Source organism: Qipengyuania seohaensis, from assembly GCF_002795865.1.
Taxonomy (GTDB): Bacteria; Pseudomonadota; Alphaproteobacteria; order Sphingomonadales; family Sphingomonadaceae; genus Qipengyuania; species Qipengyuania seohaensis.
Map to the genome: position 1 here is coordinate 2,463,130 of NZ_CP024920.1, position 18,370 is coordinate 2,481,499.

The 18,370-nt window shown below is 63.2% G+C and carries 20 protein-coding genes; 11 read left to right on the forward strand and 9 right to left on the reverse strand.

All coding sequences use genetic code 11. The features are described from left to right. Window positions 1–37: 37 nt before the first annotated feature. From smc to CVE41_RS12160, 4 genes are all read right to left on the reverse strand, one after another. A complete protein-coding gene (gene smc, locus CVE41_RS12145; RefSeq protein ID WP_100260894.1) occupies window positions 38–3,460 on the reverse strand; it encodes a chromosome segregation protein SMC in 3,423 nt (1,140 codons plus the stop codon). A 30-nt stretch (window positions 3,461–3,490) separates the two neighbouring features. Beyond that, window positions 3,491–4,237: a thioredoxin domain-containing protein gene (locus CVE41_RS12150; protein WP_100260895.1), complete on the reverse strand. Its 747-nt coding sequence runs from the start codon at window positions 4,235–4,237 to the stop codon at window positions 3,491–3,493. A gap of 114 nt (window positions 4,238–4,351) precedes the next feature. Continuing rightward, the gene (locus CVE41_RS12155) at window positions 4,352–5,065 is read right to left on the reverse strand and encodes a DsbA family protein (protein WP_157799502.1); all 714 of its coding nucleotides are present in this window, start codon (window positions 5,063–5,065) and stop codon (window positions 4,352–4,354) included. A gap of 1 nt (window position 5,066) precedes the next feature. Further along, window positions 5,067–5,654, reverse strand: coding sequence for a DUF721 domain-containing protein (locus CVE41_RS12160; RefSeq protein WP_232725696.1), 588 nt, complete (start codon window positions 5,652–5,654; stop codon window positions 5,067–5,069). A 14-nt stretch (window positions 5,655–5,668) separates the two neighbouring features. Here CVE41_RS12160 and mutY point away from each other — a divergent pair, with 14 nt between their 5' ends. After that, complete coding sequence (gene mutY / locus CVE41_RS12165) at window positions 5,669–6,688, forward strand: A/G-specific adenine glycosylase (RefSeq protein WP_100260898.1); 1,020 nt, start codon at window positions 5,669–5,671, stop codon at window positions 6,686–6,688. Here the strand turns inward: mutY and CVE41_RS12170 are convergent. Continuing rightward, window positions 6,685–6,906 carry a hypothetical protein gene (locus tag CVE41_RS12170; protein WP_090482492.1) on the reverse strand — a complete coding sequence of 74 codons (222 nt, stop codon included), beginning with the start codon at window positions 6,904–6,906 and terminating at the stop codon, window positions 6,685–6,687. The genes mutY and CVE41_RS12170 overlap by 4 nt on opposite strands. A gap of 110 nt (window positions 6,907–7,016) precedes the next feature. Between CVE41_RS12170 and CVE41_RS12175 the strand changes: the two genes are divergently transcribed. The 4 genes from CVE41_RS12175 (at window position 7,017) to CVE41_RS12190 (ending at window position 10,647) form a co-directional block, all read left to right on the forward strand. Further along, window positions 7,017–8,321 (forward strand): serine hydrolase domain-containing protein, encoded by a 1,305-nt coding sequence (locus CVE41_RS12175; RefSeq protein WP_100260899.1) that lies wholly within the window; start codon window positions 7,017–7,019, stop codon window positions 8,319–8,321. A gap of 80 nt (window positions 8,322–8,401) precedes the next feature. Then, window positions 8,402–9,184 (forward strand): NAD(+) diphosphatase, encoded by a 783-nt coding sequence (gene nudC, locus CVE41_RS12180; RefSeq protein ID WP_232725859.1) that lies wholly within the window; start codon window positions 8,402–8,404, stop codon window positions 9,182–9,184. After that, window positions 9,181–9,870 carry a DsbA family oxidoreductase gene (locus CVE41_RS12185; protein ID WP_100260901.1) on the forward strand — a complete coding sequence of 230 codons (690 nt, stop codon included), beginning with the start codon at window positions 9,181–9,183 and terminating at the stop codon, window positions 9,868–9,870. Before nudC ends, CVE41_RS12185 begins: the two co-directional genes overlap by 4 nt. 159 nt (window positions 9,871–10,029) lie before the next feature. Further along, the gene (locus tag CVE41_RS12190; RefSeq protein ID WP_157799503.1) at window positions 10,030–10,647 is read left to right on the forward strand and encodes a hypothetical protein; all 618 of its coding nucleotides are present in this window, start codon (window positions 10,030–10,032) and stop codon (window positions 10,645–10,647) included. A gap of 140 nt (window positions 10,648–10,787) precedes the next feature. On the opposite strand, the gene CVE41_RS12195 is transcribed toward CVE41_RS12190, so the two are convergent. The 4 genes from CVE41_RS12195 to mgtE form a co-directional block, all read right to left on the reverse strand. Next, a complete protein-coding gene (locus tag CVE41_RS12195; protein WP_198507664.1) occupies window positions 10,788–11,033 on the reverse strand; it encodes a hypothetical protein in 246 nt (81 codons plus the stop codon). A 173-nt stretch (window positions 11,034–11,206) separates the two neighbouring features. Beyond that, window positions 11,207–11,341, reverse strand: coding sequence for an entericidin EcnA/B family protein (locus tag CVE41_RS12200; protein WP_100260903.1), 135 nt, complete (start codon window positions 11,339–11,341; stop codon window positions 11,207–11,209). A gap of 119 nt (window positions 11,342–11,460) precedes the next feature. Then, window positions 11,461–11,850, reverse strand: a complete 390-nt coding sequence (locus CVE41_RS12205; RefSeq protein WP_090482511.1) for a DUF1489 family protein — start codon at window positions 11,848–11,850, stop codon at window positions 11,461–11,463. 198 nt (window positions 11,851–12,048) lie between these two features. Continuing rightward, a complete protein-coding gene (mgtE, locus tag CVE41_RS12210; protein ID WP_100260904.1) occupies window positions 12,049–13,500 on the reverse strand; it encodes a magnesium transporter in 1,452 nt (483 codons plus the stop codon). Between the two features lie 103 nt (window positions 13,501–13,603). Here mgtE and CVE41_RS12215 point away from each other — a divergent pair, with 103 nt between their 5' ends. The 6 genes from CVE41_RS12215 to CVE41_RS12240 all read left to right on the forward strand — a co-directional run bounded on the left by CVE41_RS12215 (window position 13,604) and on the right by CVE41_RS12240 (window position 18,309). Further along, window positions 13,604–14,065 carry a peptidylprolyl isomerase gene (locus tag CVE41_RS12215; protein WP_100260905.1) on the forward strand — a complete coding sequence of 154 codons (462 nt, stop codon included), beginning with the start codon at window positions 13,604–13,606 and terminating at the stop codon, window positions 14,063–14,065. Next, a complete protein-coding gene (locus CVE41_RS12220) occupies window positions 14,062–14,406 on the forward strand; it encodes a hypothetical protein (RefSeq protein ID WP_100260906.1) in 345 nt (114 codons plus the stop codon). Before CVE41_RS12215 ends, CVE41_RS12220 begins: the two co-directional genes overlap by 4 nt. Window positions 14,407–14,413: 7 nt before the next feature. Beyond that, on the forward strand, window positions 14,414–15,754 hold the full coding sequence (gene miaB / locus CVE41_RS12225; RefSeq protein WP_100260907.1) for a tRNA (N6-isopentenyl adenosine(37)-C2)-methylthiotransferase MiaB: 1,341 nt from the start codon (window positions 14,414–14,416) through the stop codon (window positions 15,752–15,754). Between the two features lie 93 nt (window positions 15,755–15,847). Beyond that, the gene (locus CVE41_RS12230) at window positions 15,848–16,879 is read left to right on the forward strand and encodes a PhoH family protein (protein ID WP_100260908.1); all 1,032 of its coding nucleotides are present in this window, start codon (window positions 15,848–15,850) and stop codon (window positions 16,877–16,879) included. After that, window positions 16,880–17,371, forward strand: coding sequence for an rRNA maturation RNase YbeY (gene ybeY / locus CVE41_RS12235; RefSeq protein ID WP_100260909.1), 492 nt, complete (start codon window positions 16,880–16,882; stop codon window positions 17,369–17,371). Window positions 17,372–17,388: 17 nt separating this feature from the next. After that, entirely contained in the window at window positions 17,389–18,309 is a 921-nt protein-coding gene (locus CVE41_RS12240; protein WP_100260910.1) for a hemolysin family protein, read from the forward strand. The last annotated feature ends 61 nt before the right edge of the window (window positions 18,310–18,370 follow it).

Genomic DNA, 18,370 nt, shown 5'->3' on the forward strand with positions numbered 1-18,370 from the left:
TCCCCCGCCGCATCACGCAGCGGGAATATCCGACACGCTATTCTGCCGCCAGAAGTTCTTCCGCCCCGCCAAGGTCGACGCTGACGAGGCGGCTGATGCCTTTCTCGATCATGGTGACGCCGAAAAGGCGATGCATCCGGCTCATCGTCACGGCGTTGTGCGTGACGATCAGGTACCGCGTGTTGGTTTCGCGCACCATGGCGTCGAGCAGGTCGCAGAAGCGGTCGATGTTGGCATCGTCCAGCGGCGCGTCGACCTCGTCGAGCACGCAGATCGGGGCTGGGTTGGTCAGGAACAGCGCGAAAATGAGTGCCGTGGCCGTTAGCGCCTGTTCCCCGCCCGACAAGAGGGTGAGCGACTGGAGGCGCTTGCCCGGCGGCTGGGCGAAGATTTCGAGGCCCGCTTCGAGCGGGTCGTCGCTGTCGATCAGGGCAAGGTGCGCTTCGCCGCCTTCGAACAAACGCGTGAAGAGGTGCTTGAAGTGATCGTTGACCTGCTCGAACGCCTCGCGCAATCGCTCACGCCCTTCGCGGTTGAGGCTGCCGATCGAGCCGCGCAGGCGATTGACGGCTTCGCGCAGTTCTTCCTGCTCGGCCGCGTTCGAGCCATGCTCGCTCTCGATCCTTTCGAGCTCTTCGGCCGCGACGAGGTTCACCGGCCCGATACGCTCGCGGCTGGCGGTGAGGCGATCCATTTCCTCGCCTTCCTGGTCCGCCGACTTGACCTCGGTTTCCTCGAACTCGAATTTTGCGGGGAGCAGGGGCGGGGGCGACTGAAAGCGTTCGCCTGAAATCCGCGCCATTTCGATGCGGCGGCCGTCCTGGTTCTCTGCCCGTTCGGACAGGCCAGCGCGGTTTTCGCGGGCGGCCGCCAGCGCTTCGTTGGCAGTAGCGTAGACGCTGTCAGCTTCGGCCGCGCGCTCGTTTGCCTGTGCGACAGCCTGCTCCGCCTTCGCCAACTCGGTGCCCAACCGTTCGCGCACCTGGTCGCCCTGTTCGATTTCGCGCAGCAGCCCTTCCGGCTTGGCTGCGAAGACCGCGCGCTCTTCTTCGATTTCCTTGAATCGGCGGGCCATGTCGGAAAGGCGGCGCGTGGCTTCGCCCGAACGGGCCTGCCAGTTTGACATGTCGCTGCGCTGCGCGGCGGTGCGTTCGCGCGCGACGGCGAGTGACTGATCGTGCGCGGCAAGCTCTGCGGCGCGTGCCTGAAGGGTCGAGCGGGCGGCCTCGTTTTTCGCCCGCGCCGCATCGAGCGAGGCGCGGCCAGCCTCCGGGTCGGGCAGCGCGGCCTGCTTGGCCTGCGCTGCTGCCAGCTCCGATTTGGCAGCAGCACGCAATTCGCTGTGCTCGCCCTCGGCGCGTCCGAGCTCTTCCAGCCGGGCGGCGATACGTTCGCGAGCGGCCTCGGCCTGGTCGAGTGCGCGCAGCGCCTGCCTCTCTGCATCGGCGGTAGCGGCCAATTCGCGATCGGCGGCGATCAACTCGCGCTGAAGCGTGCCCAGTTCTTCGCTCGAACGGGCCTCATCGTGTTGAGCAGCCGATACTGCCGCTTGCAGGGCTGGCAGCCGTTCCGCCAGCTCTGCAAACCGATTGTCCGCTTCAAGCTTTGCAGCTTCCGCTGCGCCTTCGCCGCGAACGACAAGACCATCCCAACGACGCAGCTGACCACCAAGGGTGACCAGGCTTTCGCCGGGAGCGAGCGTGCGGCCATCGTCGCTGTCTGCCACATGGACGAGCGCGAGCCGGGCGCGCAGTTCGTCGGGACACTGGTCAAGGTGATCCGCGAGGTTGTCGACCACTGCCGGCGGGGCGTTCGCACCGGTCCAGTAGCGACCTTCCGCGCCTTCGTCCGGCAGTCCAAGCAAGGCTTTCCCGTCGCGGCCCAAGGCTGCGGCAGCCGCCCGTTCATAGCCCTTGGCGGCACGCACGCCGTCGATGGCCTGCTTGCGGCCCGAGCGCTTGGCGGCGGCGCGCTCGCGTGCTTCACGGTCGCGGAGGAGGGCATCGTGTTCGCGCTGGATGCCTGACAGCTCGGCTTTGGCGGCAGAGAGCGCACTCGACGCCTCATCGCGCGCGGCCTGCAATTCGCTCTTGCGTGCCTGCATGCTTTCGATAGCCGCACGCTTGCTTGCCAGCGACTTGGCCGCTTCCTCGGCAGCGATCCTGGCGATTTCGAGCGCTCCCTCGACGTCTTCGCCTGCCAGAGACTGCCGCTGTTCGGCCATCCGGCGACCGTCGGCCTCGATCCGTTCAAGGCGCATCCGGGCCTGCGCTATCTCCGCCTCTACGACGCGCCATTCAGCCTCGACCCCGGCATTATCGGCAGTGGCTTTTGCCAAGGCAAGTTCTGCCGTGCGGCTGGCGCGTTCTGCGTCCTCGCTTTGCGCGACGAGCGAGGGACGGCGTTCCTCGTTTGCGGCGAGGTCTTTCTCGCTGTTTGCGAGTTCCTTTTCGAGCCGTGCCAAAGCCTCTGCCGCGTCCTTGGTCATGCGGTCGGCATCGCCGCGATCTTCCTCCAGCCGGCGCTTCTGGCGGTCGAGATCGGCGAGGCGCTGTTCTGCCGCCTCCAGCTGGCTGGTCAGGGCAGCCATGCGGTGCCCATGTGCGCTCGCGTCGTCACGGCGGTCTGCCTGCTCCTCGCGCGCTTGTGCCAATGCTTCGGCGGCTGCTCGCTGCGCTTTCTGCGCTTCGTCGGCGGCCTTCTGCGCCTCGGTCACCCGCGCTTCGGCAGCAGCAGCGGCTTTCCTGGCTTCTTCGGCAGCCGCTGCGGCATCGCGCCAGCGTGCGAACACGAGCCGGGCCTCGGCAGTCTTTATCTCGTCCGAGAGTTTTTTGTAGCGTTCCGCCTGTTTCGCCTGCCGCCGCAGCGAAGCGATCTGGCTGTCGAGCCCGGCCATCAGATCTTCGAGCCGCGCCAGATTGGTTTCGGTCGAGCGCAGCTTGCTCTCGGCATCCTTGCGGCGGACATGGAGACCTGCGATCCCCGCCGCCTCTTCCAGCATCTGGCGGCGTTCGACCGGCTTTGCCGCGATGACCTGCGCGATCTTGCCCTGGCTGACGAGGGCAGGGGAGTGGGCACCTGTGGCGGCATCGGCGAAGGTGAGGGCGACATCCTTGGCGCGCACATCCTTGCCATTGACGCGGTACGCGCTGCCCGCGCCGCGCTCGATCCGGCGGATGACCTCAAGCTCGTCGCCTTCGTCGCTTTCGGCAGATAGCTGGACTTCGGCGAAGTCGCGCTGCGGACGCGTGGCGGTGCCGGCGAAGATGACGTCTTCCATCCCGCCCGAGCGCATGGACTTGGGCGAGTTTTCGCCCATGACCCAGCGGATCGCCTCCAGCAGGTTGGATTTACCGCACCCGTTGGGGCCGACCACGCCGGTCAGCCCGGGTTCGATGCGCAGGGTGGACGGCTCGACGAAGCTCTTGAAACCGCTCAGTCTGAGCTGTTTTATGAGCATCGTCGCCGTGTCCCCCCTTTAGCCCCGGCTTTACCTGGCGCCGGCGCGTTGCAGGATTGGTTCGATCTGCGCCCACTGGTTCCCGTCGAGCCGCTGGCCGTTGAGGAAGAAGGTGGGTGTGCCGGTGACGTTCAGTTCATCGGCCGCAGTGCGCGAGGTGGTCGCGATAGCCTCGATTCCCTGTGCGTCCGTCAGGCAGGTGCGCGCCTGATCGGCGGAGAGACCGCGAGCGGCGAAGAAATCGATCAGTCCTGCGGACTGGGCAAGCTGGAGGAAGCGCTGTTCGGGCGCTGCCTGCATCGCGGCTTCATACGCAGACGGGTTGGCCTGAAGCGTTTCGCCAAATGTGCCGAGGGAAGCCCATGCCTGGTCGGACAAGGCGTGGAAGCTTTCCGGAGCGCCGCACTGTGCCAGCGTCGAAATCGTCACGTCCAGCGGATCGCGCAGAAGCGGGCGGATTTCATAGCTGACCACGCCGGTATCGACGTAATCCTGCTGGAGGGGCGTCGAACCGTTCTCGGCGAAATAGGCGCAGGCTCCGCAGGTGTGGCTGGCAAATTCCACCAGCTTCAGCGGCGCGTCGGGATTGCCGATTACGAACCCGCCATTGCCGGTCTTGCTGGCGACTTCAAGCCAGCTCGTACCTTCCGGTGCGGCGATCGCGGCGATCGCATCCCCTTCGAGCGAACCGGCGTCCGCCTCTTCCGTGCTGTCGCCGCACGCCGCAAGCGTCAGGGCGAATGGTGCGAGAATGGCGAGGCGCAAGCTGGTTTTCATCGGTATCCTCTCGAGTGATTGGGTAGGCTAAGCCAGGGTTTGGGGCGGGTGAAGCGCTGGAGGCGCTGTGTCCACAGCCCTATCCCCGACAAATGCAACCATGAAGTTGCAGAGTTACTTCTTGTAGAGCGCGTCGAGATAGGGCTGGAGGCGCGGCCAATCATGCGCGTCGAGCATCTCTCCGCCCATGATGAAAGTCGGAGTGCCGGTCAGCCCGTATTTCGCAACATCGGCCTGGCTTTGTGCCGCAATGGCGCGCGCCTTGGTCTCGTCCTTCAGACAGTCGTCCAGCTGGATGCGCGAATAACCGCGGCTTTCCATGATCTCGTAAAAATCGAGATCGCTAGCAATCGCTTGAGAGCGAGCTGCGAAGCTGCCGAAATTCCACCGCGCCATCTGCGCCTGTGTCATGCTGCGCGCCTTGGCCATCCATTCGGGATATTTCATAAGCAGCGCGGTGTGATTGGCGAAGAACTTGGAGGGCGCACCGCATTGCGCGGCGAGGGCCGCCGTGAGGTCGACCGGATCGCGGATAAGGTGCCGGACCTCGTAGGAAACCTTGCCGCCGGGCACGTAGAGAAGCTTGATCGCGCTTTCGCCGGTCTTCGTGAACTCTGCGCAGTGCGAGCAGGTATAGCTCATGAATTCGACCAGCCGCGCATCGGCATCGGGATTGCCGAGGACATGGCCGCCGTCGACTTCGTTGACCACGGTATTCCAGTTACCGCGCGGCTTGTTCGTCGGAAGGTCCTGTCCAGCGGCGGGAATGGAAGCAAATGCAGCAGCGGCGAAAAGGGCGCTCGCGGCGAGTTTGGCAGAAATTTTCACGTCAGTCGGTTCCGTCTTCCTCTTGCGATCCGAGACCGCGTGCCAGCGATTCAAGCACGGCACGCAGTTCAGGATCCCCGATATCGCGCAAACTATCGCCAAGTTCCATCGGTATTGGCTTCAGCGACGGCGGGGCTTTCGCCTTCTGCTTTGCCTCGGGCGGCTTAACCGCACCTTGCCGAAGCTTGATTCGTGCCACTGCCTTGTAACCGAAGAACCGGTTCACGCGCTCGATGATCTCCGGCAAGACCTGCTGTATCAGCGGGGCGTGGGCGGGCTTGACCACCAGTTCCAGGATCCCTTCGGATTTTTCGCCCGGAGGGAAGCGGATCATTTCCGGCGTGCAGACCCGCGAATGGGTGTCACCGACGATTTCGGGCCATCGGCTCACGATCGATGACTGGACGAAACCGAAGCGGCGGAAAGCGGGTCGTCCGATCTGTGGCATCAGGTCCGAGATGGCTTTTGCCTGACCGCCCCTGGGCCGCTCGTACGGCTTTCCCGCCTTGCCTTTGCTGGCGGGCTTCTTCTGCCCGGAAGGCCTGTTCGGGGATTTCGGCTTGTCGCTTTCCATTAGGGCTGCGCTCATGCCATAGGCAGCGCGTGGCCGCCAGCATCTCCGACACACTTCTCGCATGGTACGACACGCACGCCCGCGACCTGCCGTGGCGTGCGCGGCCCGGTGCGCCGCCGACCGACCCCTACCGGGTCTGGCTTTCCGAGGTGATGCTGCAACAGACTACGGTCGCTGCGGTGAAACCCTATTTTGAAGCGTTCACCGATCGCTGGCCGAGCGTCGAGGATTTGGCGGCGGCGCCGGAAGAAGACGTCATGGCGGCATGGGCGGGGCTGGGGTATTATTCGCGGGCGAGAAATCTCGTGAAGGCTTCGCGCGCCGTTTCCGACATGGGCGGCTTCCCCCGGACCGAGAGCGAATTACGCGGCCTGCCCGGCCTCGGCGCCTATACTGCCGCTGCGGTTGCCTCGATCGCGTTCGGCGCACGCGCCGTTGTAGTCGACGCCAATGTCGAGCGGGTGGTTTCGCGGCTGTTCGCGATCGAGGAGCCGCTACCTTCTTCCCGCAAGCTCATTCGCGAGCACACGGACCAGATTACGCCCGAGCAGCGGGCGGGCGATTTCGCGCAAGCGATGATGGATCTCGGCGCGACGATCTGCACGTCGCGCGATCCGAAGTGCCTGCTTTGTCCGTTATCGGCCTCGTGCGAGGGCAGGACAAACGGCGATCCTTCGCGCTATCCGTTCAAGGCACCGAAGAAGGCAAAGCCGGTGCGCGAGGGGCAGGCTTACTGGATCACCAGAGAGGATCACGTCTGGCTCGTAAGGCGTGAGGGGACGGGAATGCTGGGCGGAATGCGCGCGCTTCCCGATGACGGATGGTCCGCGAAGGGCGACGGTCACAAAAATGCTCCGACCGGCGGGCCGTGGCGCGACCTGGGGCTTGTTCGGCACACATTCTCGCATTTCGCGCTGGAACTGGCGGTGTGCGAAACGCAAGCGACCTCCGACCCCCTTGAAGAGGGGGAATGGTGGCCGCTCGACAGGCTCGACGAAGCGGGATTACCGACGCTGTTCGCAAAGGCAGCGCGGCTGGCGCTTGCCTAGATGATGCCGCCGCCCAGCGTCAGGCGCAGTGCCGCGATCAGCAGCACGATGATGTTGAAATTGCGGCCCGAATTGCTCGACGACAGCTGGCCGACGATGATGCCGATTACGATAAGCGGCAGGGCCAGCCAGTTCGCCCACCCCAAGAGAGGTATCGTGGCCGGAATGACGATGACGAGCGAGACGATTCCGAACAGGAATGAGAGAAGGTTCAGCATGTGTCCTATATGGATAGGACACTGACGAAATTCAAGAGTTTCAATTCGCAATTGACCGTTCAGCATCGCTTCCGCACAAAAGGCGCGAAAAGAACTTCGAGAGGAATATAATGGCCTACCGCAATTTCGACGATGCCCAGCTTTCGCGCCGTTCGCTGCTCAGGGGCGGGGCGTGGCTGACCGCCGGTGCAGCCATGTCGGGCCTGCCGGGCGGCGGCCTGGCGCTGGCACACAGCAAGTCGGCGGACTGGCCGATGGTCTCCAAGCTGGTCGACAAGTATGTCTCCGAAGGCAAGGTCGCGAATATGGCGGCCGCGCTGGGCTGGGGTGACCGCGATCCCCTGCTCATCGCCAAGGGCACGCTGGCGATCGGCGGCGCGACGCCTGCCGGCATGGATAGCCTCTACCGCATATATTCGATGACCAAGCCGGTCACCGGCATGGCGACCATGATGCTCATCGACGAGGGCAAGCTGGGCCTCGACCAGCCTCTCGCCGAAATCCTGCCCGCATTCTCCAAGATGATGGTGCAGAAGACCTATGACGGTTCGGTCACCGATCTCGTCCCGGCAGAGCGCCCGATCACGATCCGTCACCTGCTGACGCACACGGCGGGCCTTGGCTATTCGATCATCCAGAAGGGGCCGATCCGCGAACAATATGTGAAGTACGGCGTGGTGCCCGGCCAGGTGACGCGCCTGCCGATCCCGGGCCTCGGCCGCGAGGAGGCAATCCGCGGCCTCGACAAGTTCGCCAACAATCTTGCCCAGCTTCCGCTGGTCCTCCAACCGGGCAGCAAGTGGAGCTATTCGGTCAGCCTCGACCTGCTCGGCCGCGTCATCGAAGTCGCGAGCGGCATGAGCTTCGACGAATATTTGCGCACCCAGATTTTCGAGCCGGCGGGCATGAACAGCACCTTCTTCCGCGTGCCGAAAAGCGAAGTGCCGCGCCTCACCACCAATTACGGCATCATGGGCGGCACCCCGCTGCCGCTCGATCCGGCCGGCGCTTCGATCTATCTCGACGATCCGGCATTCCCGTTCGGCGGGGCGGGTCTGGTTTCCAGCCCGCGCGATTACGACCGCTTCCTCAAGATGCTGCTTGGCTATGGTGAAATCGACGGCAAGCGCGTGATGAGCGAGGCTGCGGTCAAGCTCGGTACTTCGGACCTGCTGCCGGAAACCGCCGTCACCAAGGGCACCTGGGTCGAAGGACAGGGCTTCGGCGCCGGTGGCCGTGTATCTGACGGTTCGTTCGGCTGGGGCGGCGCTGCCGGTACGGTCGCTTTCGTCAACTACCCGGCGAAACTGCGGGCCAGCCTCTACACCCAGTACATGCCGTCCGAAGCCTATCCCATCCACGAAGGCTTCCCCAACGCCGTACAGGCCGACCTTGCAGCCATGATGGGCGCGTAAGCGCCGTGCTTTCCTTTACCGGCTCGCGCCTGGATCGCGCCGACCACGTCCGCGCCGATCCGGAGCGGCTGGCAGGCTACATGAACTGGAAGGCCCGGCTGCTTGCTCTCGATGGTCTGATGCCGTCGATGGACGATGCCGGGCGCCTTTCGTGGGGCACTCTGGCGGATGCGCCGGAGGACGCGGAACTGGTGTTCCTGGGCCTCGATGAAGGCAAGGCCTGCTTTGCAGCCGTCCCGCCGCGCGGCGATGCAAGTCCGCGCATGGCGAACCCGCAGCTCTGGTCGCTAATGGCCAATCTTCAGCCCGACGATCTTGCGCTCTACGGCGGCGCACGCAGCATCGTCGACTGGCACGCACGCCACCGGTTCTGCGCCCAGTGCGGCGGCGATACGAAAATCGCCAAGGGCGGTTGGCAGCGTGATTGCACGGCCTGCGGGGCAAGCCACTTCCCGCGCACGGACCCCGTCACGATCATGCTGGTCGAATATGACGGCAAGCTGATGCTCGGCCGTGGTCTTGGCTGGCCCGAGGGCAGTTTTTCCGCACTCGCAGGCTTTGTCGAACCCGGTGAAAGCATCGAGGAAGGCGTTGCGCGAGAGGTCTTCGAGGAAAGCGGCGTGCGCGTACGCGACGTGACCTATGTCGCCAGCCAGCCGTGGCCGTTCCCCAGCCAGCTGATGATCGGCTGCCACAGTCATGCCGATGACGACGCCCTGACCATCGACGAAACCGAGATGGCGGAAATCAACTGGTACACGCGCGACGAGGTGAAAGCCTCGCTGGCAGGCGACGGTCCGTTCCGCGCGCCGCCGCCCCATGCCATCGCCCATCACCTCATGCATTGGTGGATCCACACATGACCCAGCCCCGCAAGATGACGATCGATATCTGGTCCGACGTGATGTGCCCCTGGTGCCTCGTCGGATGGGGGAACCTGTCGCAGGCGCTCGAGCAGCTGGGAGGCGAGATCGAGGCGGACGTGCGCTGGCACGCTTTCGAACTCAATCCCGACATGCCGGAAGAAGGCGAGGAGCGCACCGCCCATATCGCACGCAAATACGGGCGCACGATCGAGCAGTCGAAGGAAGTCCAAGGCCAGATGCGGCAGGCTGCCGATGCGGCTGGCGTATCGCTCGATTACGAAGGGCCGGACCCTGCGCCCGATGCGATGATGTGGAACACGTTCGAGGCGCACAAGCTGCTGACCTGGACGGGCGAGGAGCACGGCGCGGAAAAGCAGACCGAACTCAAGCTCGCCCTGTTCAAGGCGCATTTCAATGCCCGCCAGCGGATCGGCGAGCGCGAAGTGCTGCTGGATGTGGCCGAGAGCGTCGGGCTCGACCGCGACGCCGCGTCAGCCGCGCTCGACGACGAGCAGGTCGCCCACAAGACCCGCGCCGAAGAACGCGCCGCATGGGACATGAACATCAGCGGCGTACCCGCGATGATCCTGGAGGGCCGGTTCATGGTGCCCGGCGCACAGCCACCGGAGTCTTACGTCAATGCGCTGAGGCGGGTGGCGGAGAAGACGGCAGCGGCTGGGTGAAGCCAACTCGTATTCCGGTCCAATTTCCCTTCTGAGTGGCGGGTTTTCCAGGCGCGGTAAGGTTTATATCAGTGATTTACCTTACTCCTGGACTTGGAAGCTAAAGTAACTTGGGAGTGTTTAGTGCAGCTTGCGGGATTACATCGAGCGATGCTGAATGTGAGTATCGCCCTGTTTGCGGTGGGTCCTGCCATGGCGAACGATAGGCCTGGAGGAGCAGAGATTGCGACTGCTGAGGGCGTGCAGTCCATGATGGACGCGCTTTTCCCACCTATCGACGAAGCGGAATTCCGCAGTCGCGAAGAGCGAGAACGTATTCGTGGCGCTCTAGCCACTATGATTTCGAATGGGATGGTGATCGATTTTAATGCACGGGTTCGCGATTGCGATGAACAGGCGCTTTTCACCTGTCGCATTGCTTATTCCGATGATCCGAAGCAACAAGCAATGGTAGAACGGTATGCGGTCAATTTCATGGAGAAATTGGGTCTCGCGGGATCGGAATTCGGTAATCTTCCTCTCCCGCAGGATGCTCGCAAAAAGGAAGGTGTCGATCATTGGATCAACTGGTCCCAATGCTACCAGCCTTCGAGCTTTCCGGAAAACGCAATCTCATGCGAGAAAGCGTATCACCCTTTGTCAAAGCCCTCGGCCGGCGTGAAAGCTGTTTTTGAGACGCGAGACGGCGCAGTCATTGCCGTTCACTTCTACATTAGCGATCCCCGCACGATTGGATACATACGCGCTGAAAGGCGCAGACTGGCAAGCTCTCGATAGAATCTCGATCGTTTTTACTAATCGCGAGACAGGTTCCGCTTCCTCGTAAGCGCAATAATCCAGGCCAATAGCGAGATAGAAGAACGCCCCACCGGTAAGAACCGGCGGGGCGTCTCTCGCTGTAAGCTGTGTAGCCAGCTTTAGCTGGAACGGCTGTCCTGCATGGCCTGAAGGGTCTTCTCACCCTTCTGTGCGTCCTGTGCCGGGTTGTCCGAGCCGACTTCCGGCTCGCGATTGTCGGGGTCGAAGGCGCGGTTCAGTTCGCCGCGTGTGCCGACCTGGCGGTTTACTTCGCCGCCGGAACGGCTCTGCTGCGACGGGGTGTCGTACTTAGTAATCTCGTCGATCAGGTCGTTGTCGGGGTGCATGGATTGGCGTTCGGGCATATGAAAGTCTCCTTTGCCCAACCAACGGGTAAGCCCTTGGCAATGTTCCGCATTTCACCGCAAAGAGCGCTCGCTTTCCCGAGGGCGCGAGCAGGCAGAAGCAATAGGCAAAGAAAGAGGCGCCGCCCGCGTGGGGTGGCGCCTCTTTCGTAAGCCGATCGGCTTGGTGCGGCTTAGCAGTTGCCTTCTACGCCGTCGGCACAGTCGGTTGCGGATTCGACATCTTCGCCGATGCCGTCGATCGTGTTGCAGGCCGAAAGCAGGATGGCCGAGCTGCCGAATGCGAGCATTGTCAGGAACTTCTTCATAGTCACTCTCCGATAGCGCAGACCGACGGCGCGCCATGTTTTATCAGTCGGTGACGTCACAACGGCGCGGAACGCAGCCGGTTCCGGCGACACCCAGCGTAAGTGATTGTGATACCGGGCTAGATCAGCCCCAGGCGCTCCAGCTTTCCGGCGAGCTTGCCGGGCAGGGCATCGCCGATGTCCTCGCCGTCTTCCAGATCGCGCGGCGGATCGCCCTTGAGATAGCGCCAGCCCTGGTGGGCGCGCTTGGGGCGAGGCATGACGCGCACCAGTTCGGGCTTCAGGTCGATGGACCAGCGCCCGTCCTTCGTCTCGCTGAAGCCGAGGATTTCGCTGCGCGCCACAATGCTATGCTGGTGGATCCAGTAGAGCGAGCCCCCGATGCACTGTTCCCACTTGGTCGGGCGATAACGGGTGGTCAGGTTCGGACTGCGCCGCTGCGCATACCAGCTTTCGATATCGCCATAGCTTTGCGCACCGAAAGCGATCTTGGTCAGGTTTAGCGGCATGGGACCGATGTAGTTTGCATGGGCCGATCCGCAATGCCGGGAACGGGCTTTCCTACAATGGCGCGGCTGGGGCAGGCATGCGTCATGGACGAAGACTCTCGCCGCCCATCAACGCAATTGCGCCGTTTCGGGGGTGTTTTGCAGGCCGAGGATTTTTTCTCCCAGGACCGTGTTCCACCCGTTCCACTCTGTAGGAGATCAGACGACCTGCAATGCCACGGCAAGGCCGAGGAAAGCGAAGAAACCCATCGAATCCGTAATCATGGTCACGAATACGCTGGATGCCACTGCAGGGTCCTGGTCCAGGCGGTCGAAAGCGACGGGGACCAGGACGCCTGCAAGCCCGGCTGTCACCACGTTGATGACCATGGCCAACGCAATCACCGCACCCAGCAGCGGGGTGAAGATGACCGCCGTCGCCGCTCCGATCAGCACGGCAATGGTCACACCGTTGAGCAGCGCGACGCGCAATTCGCGTGTCAGGATGCGCCGGGTGTTGCTGCGCGTCAGCTGGTTCATGGCGATGGCGCGAACGGTCACGGCCATGGTCTGCGTACCGGCATTGCCGCCGATACTGGCGACGATCGGCATGAGCACGGCAAGGGCGACCAGCTTCTCGATAGCGGCGCCGAATGCGGCGATGATGAGCGATGCGATGAGCGCGGTGCCGAGGTTGGCGACCAGCCAACGTACGCGGCTGGAGTATGCCTCCCGTATCGGCTCGTTGATGTCGCCTTCACCTGCACCGGACATGAGCAGGGCGTCCTCGCCCGCTTCTTCCGCGATGATGTGGACGATGTCGTCGACCGTCATCTGGCCCACCAGGCGCCCGTCCTCGTCCACCACGGCGGCGGAGATGAGGCCGTACTTCTGGAACATCAGCGCGACCTCTTCCTGGTCGAGCATGGCGGGGATCAGCGTCTGGTCGCGCTTCATCACATCGCCCAGCGCGATGTTGCGCGGCGTGCGCAGGATCCACGAGAGGTTGCAGGTGCCGACGGGGTGGTGGCGCTGGTCGACCACGAAGACCTCGAAGAAGTCCTCCGGCAATTCGCGTCCCTCACGCAGGAAGTCGATCAGGTCGCCGACCTTGATGTGCTCCGGCACCGCGACGAAATCGCGGTTCATCAGGCGGCCGGCGGTCTCTTCCGGATAGGAGAGGGCCGACTGGATGGCCAACCGGTCTTCCGGTTCCAGTTCGGCCAGGATGGCGCGCTGGTCGTCCTCGTCCAGATCCTCGATCAGCTGGACGGCATCGTCGGTATCGAGCTGTTCCGCGATCTGCGCCACCGCATCGGCAGGAAGCGCTTCCATCATCTCTTCGCGAACGTAGTCGTTGAGTTCGGCAACGACTTCGCTGGTCATCAGGTCGGTGATGGCCGCGGCGAGCTGGTGACGCTCGTCACGGTCGAACAGTTCGAGAAGGTCGGCGACGTCGGCGGGGTGGAGCGGTTCGACAAGGTCGTAGACCGCACCGGTCTCGCCCGCTTCCAGTGCATCTTCGACGGATCGGACGAATTCGCGCTTGAGCGTGTTCTCCTCGTCCATGCGCTCGTCGTCGATGCGGTCGTCCGGACGCGCGCCTTCGTCCTGCTCCTCGCCGGCCAGGATCACGTCGTCATCGTCAAGGGGGCGCTCGTGCTCCGCCATGGGGCGCAACCTCTAGGCAGTGGGCCTCATAAAGCAAGCAGAGGGTGACATGAGGCTGTGAACGCCTATGTAGGCGCCAACCGAATTACAGGAGACAATACCAATGGCCGACAAGCTGACCTTCACCCTCGACACCGGCGACGGCGACAACAAGGACGTCGTCATCAAGCTGCGCCCCGATCTCGCACCCGGACACGTAGAGCGTATCACGACGCTGGCAGGCGAAGGCTTTTACGACGGCGTGGTGTTCCACCGCGTGATCCCGGGCTTCATGGCGCAGGGCGGCGATCCGACCGGCACCGGCATGGGCGGCAGCGACAAGCCCGACCTCAAGGCCGAATTCAACAGCGAACCGCACACCCGCGGCACCTGCTCGATGGCCCGCACCCAGGTGCCCGACAGCGCCAACAGCCAGTTCTTCATCTGCTTCGACGACGCCGAATTCCTCGACGGCCAGTACACCGTCTGGGGCCAGGTCGAGAGCGGTATGGAACACATCGACGCCCTGCCCAAGGGCGAGCCGCCGGCAAACCCGGGCAAGATCGTGAAGGCTACTGTTGGGTGAACGAAACAGATCCACTCAATGAGAAAGGCGTCGCCTTCGAGGCTTGGAAAGAGATCGCAGCCGCTGTCGCTATCATTGGCGGGATTTTTTGGCTATTCTTCTTCGCTCCTGACAATTTCAACGGGCTTCGATGGATTGTCGCAATTCCGTTCACCTTCGGCGCTGGTATCATTGCGTATTCGGTCTTGAACGAAAAATTTGGCCTGAACGTTCTCGCGGTTGTCGGTGGCGTAGTTGCATTCTGCTTCGCAACTTTAGGACTTGCTGCTTTGCTTGGACCAGACGGCGCTCCAAGCGGTGGCGGCGGAGAATGTGTGGGGCCACCCACGGAAATTTGTTGAAATTCCTATGAAATCAACCACCCCCAAGACCTACAGGGTCAAGAGCTTCGGCTGCCAGATGAACGTCTACGACGGCGAGCGCATGGCCGAAATGCTGGGTGAGCAGGGTATCGTGCCCGCGCCCGAGGGCGAGGAGGCAGACCTCGTCGTGCTCAACACCTGCCACATTCGCGAGAAGGCGGCGGAGAAGGTCTATTCGGACATCGGTCGCCTGACCAAGGCGGGGCGCGAGGCGGGCAAGGAGCCGCTGATCGCCGTCGCGGGCTGTGTCGCGCAGGCCGAGGGCGAGGAGATCATGAAGCGCTCTCCGGCGGTCAGCATGGTCGTCGGCCCGCAGGCCTATCACCGCCTGCCGGAGATGCTGGACAAGGCAGTGAAGGGCGAGCGCGCGACCGACACCGACATGCCGGCCATCGCCAAGTTTGCCGCACTGCCCGAACGCCGCCGCACCAATCCGGCGAGCTTCCTCACCGTGCAGGAGGGCTGCGACAAATTCTGTACCTATTGCGTGGTGCCCTATACCCGCGGCGCGGAAATCAGCCGTCCTTACAGTGACCTGGTGATCGAAGCGAAGAAGCTGGTCGACGCTGGCGCGAAGGAGATTACGCTGCTTGGCCAGAATGTCTCGGCTTGGGGCGGCGAGGACGAGAAGGGCCACCAGGTCGGCCTCGCAGGCCTGATCCGCGACCTTGCCAACGTCGATGGCCTCTCGCGCATCCGTTACACCACCAGCCATCCGGCCGACATGGACGACGACCTGATCGCCGCGCATGGCGAGATCGACAAGCTGATGCCCTTCCTCCACCTGCCGGTGCAGGCGGGCAGCGACCGGGTCCTGAAGGCGATGAACCGCAGCCACACGGCGGAAAGCTACCTCAAGCTGCTGGACCGTTTCCGTGCTGCGCGGCCCGACCTCGCATTGTCGGGCGACTTCATCGTCGGCTTCCCGGGCGAGACCGATGCCGAATTCGAGGAAACCCTCGCGCTGGTGGACGAGGTCAAATACGCGCAGGCCTTCAGCTTCAAGTACAGCCCGCGTCCCGGTACGCCTGCTGCGACGATGGACGGGCAGGTCGCGAAAGAGGTCATGGACGAACGTCTCCAGCGCCTCCAGGCCGCGCTCAATCGTGACCAGATGGCCTTCAACGAAGCGAGCGTTGGCAAGACGTGCGAAGTCCTCGTCGAACGCAAGGGCAAGCATGAGGGCCAATGGCTTGGCAAGTCACCTTGGCTGCAAAGCGTCTGGTTCGCAGGCGACGCGCAAATCGGCGATCTCGTTCAGGCCGAACTGGTCGAGGCGGGGCCGAACTCGATCGCCGGAAAGCTGCGGGAAACCGTCTCCGCTTGATGACATCCGCGTGACTTTCCACCGGATCGTCGCGCCATGACTTGCGCAAGTCCGGACAGGGCCTAGATTCCGACTCGGAAACGAAAGGAGCGCATGGCTCGTAAACCCGCACCGAAGGCCCATCAGGCTTTCACACCGCCGCCCAGTCCGCAGCGTGAAGTTCGCCGCGCACAGATCGACATCAGCTTCGATAACCAGAGCCTCTTGGGCGCACTGTTCGGGCAATTCGATGCCAACCTCGTCCAGGTCGAGAACCGCCTCGGCGTTTTCATCGCGGCGCGTGGCAACGATCTCCATATCGAAGGCCCGGAAGACAGCGTGGCGCGCGCCCGCGACGTCCTCAATGAAATGTACGATCGCCTCTCGCAGGGGCAGGATCTTGACGCAGGCGCGATCGAGTCCCTGATTTCCATGTCGAACGAGCCGACGCTGGACGGGATCATGGACGCAGAGCCCAAGGGCCCGCCGATCATGATCCGCACACGGCGCAAGACGATCGTCCCGCGCAGCGCGATGCAGGCGACATATATGCGGTCGCTTACGCGCGACGACATCATCTTCGCGCTCGGTCCGGCGGGAACCGGCAAGACCTATCTTGCGGTGGCCCAGGCCGTTGCGCAGCTGATCAATGGCAGCGTGCAACGCCTGATCCTTTCCCGTCCTGCCGTCGAAGCGGGCGAAAAGCTCGGCTTCCTGCCGGGCGACATGAAGGACAAGGTCGATCCCTACCTGCGTCCGCTTTACGACGCGCTTTATGATTGCATGCCGCCCGAACAGGTCGAGCGGCGGCTGGCCTCGGGCGAGATCGAAATCGCGCCCATCGCCTTCATGCGCGGCCGCACGCTGGCTGACGCCTTCGTCATCCTCGACGAAGCGCAGAACACCACGCGCGAACAGATGAAGATGTTTCTCACCCGCTTCGGCCAGAACAGCCGGATGGTAATCTGCGGTGACCCGCGCCAGGTCGACATTCCCGGCGGCGACAGGATGAGCGGATTGGCTGACGCGGTCGGGAAGCTGGAGGGCGTCGACGGTTTCGGCACCATTCGCTTCACCGCCGCCGACGTCGTGCGGCACCCGATCGTGGGGCGGATTGTCGAGGCTTACGAGGGCCCGGCGGCCTAGGTGGACCTGGATATCGAAATCGACGGCTGGCCTGCGGACGAGGATTGGGAAGCCCTCTCGGCCAAGGCTTATGCCGCGATCGCAAGGATCGAACCTGCGCTCGGCCATGCGCGCCTCGTCACGAGCGTCCTTTTCACCGGTGACGAGCAGGTTCACGAGCTCAATCGGGAATGGCGGGGCAAGGACAAGCCGACCAATGTGCTTTCATTTCCGATGCTGGAGCGCGAAGACCTCATTGCGTTAGGTCCGGATGGACCGCCCGAGATGCTCGGCGATATCGCTCTGGCGTTCGAGACTTGCGCCCGTGAAGCGGAGGAGAAAGTGGTAAGTCTGGCGGACCACGCCGCCCATCTTCTGATCCACGGTTTCCTCCATCTAGCCGGTCACGATCATGTCGATTCCGACGCGCAGGCAGAGGCTATGGAAAAACTCGAGATCGAAGCGCTTGCAAAACTGGGTATAGCGGACCCATATGGGGACCGCGACAAATAGGAGTACGCACCCGGCCCATGGCCAATTCTTCCACCCCCGCCGGAGACGCGGAGAGTAGCAGCGGGCTTTGGCCCGCAATCCGTAAACTGTTCGACCCCGATAGCGGCGAGCGCTCCCTGCGCGCGCAGCTCGAAGAGGCTATCGACGAACACGAAGGCGAGAACGGCGATTCCTCGGCCGAAGATGATGCCAAGGGCGACCTGTCCGGCGTAGAGCGCCAGATGCTGCGTAACCTGCTGCATTTCAGCGAGCACGATGCCGACGACGTCGCGGTGCCGCGCGGCGAAATCGTGGCGATTTCCGCCGATGCCACCTGGGACGAACTGGTCGCGACTTTCTCCGAGCACGGCCATTCGCGCATGCCTGTCTACCGCGGCCAGCTCGACGATGTGATCGGGATGATCCACATCAAGGATGTATTTCCCTTTCTGGCAGAGAAGAAAGCGGCCCCGGTGGACTGGACCGTGCTGATGCGGCAACCGCTCTATGTTCCGCAGACCCGCAACGCCCTGGATGTGCTCGCGGATATGCGGGCTCAGCGCATGCATCTGGCAATTGTGATCGACGAGTTCTCCGGCACCGACGGGCTGATAACTATCGAAGACCTCGTCGAGGAAATCGTCGGGGAGATCGAAGACGAACACGACGAATTGCCCGAAGAATGGATCGTGTCGATCGGCGAGGGGATGTGGGATTGCGACGCCCGCGCCGAACTGGACGACGTGGCCCACAAGGTCGATCCGCGCCTTGCAGAGGTGGAGGAGGCGGTCGACACGCTCGGTGGCCTCGCATTCGTCCTCGCTGAGCAGGTTCCGCCCGTAGGCAAGGTGCTGGAACACGACAGCGGCTGGCGGATTGAAATCCTCGATGGTGACGAGACCCACGTTAAGCGCATGCGCCTGCACGAGCCGCCCGGTGGGGTTGCCAAGGATGACTGATCGCTCTGTTGCATTAATTCGCACATTGGTCCTCGACAGGGTCGCTGGGGCGCAATAGGCC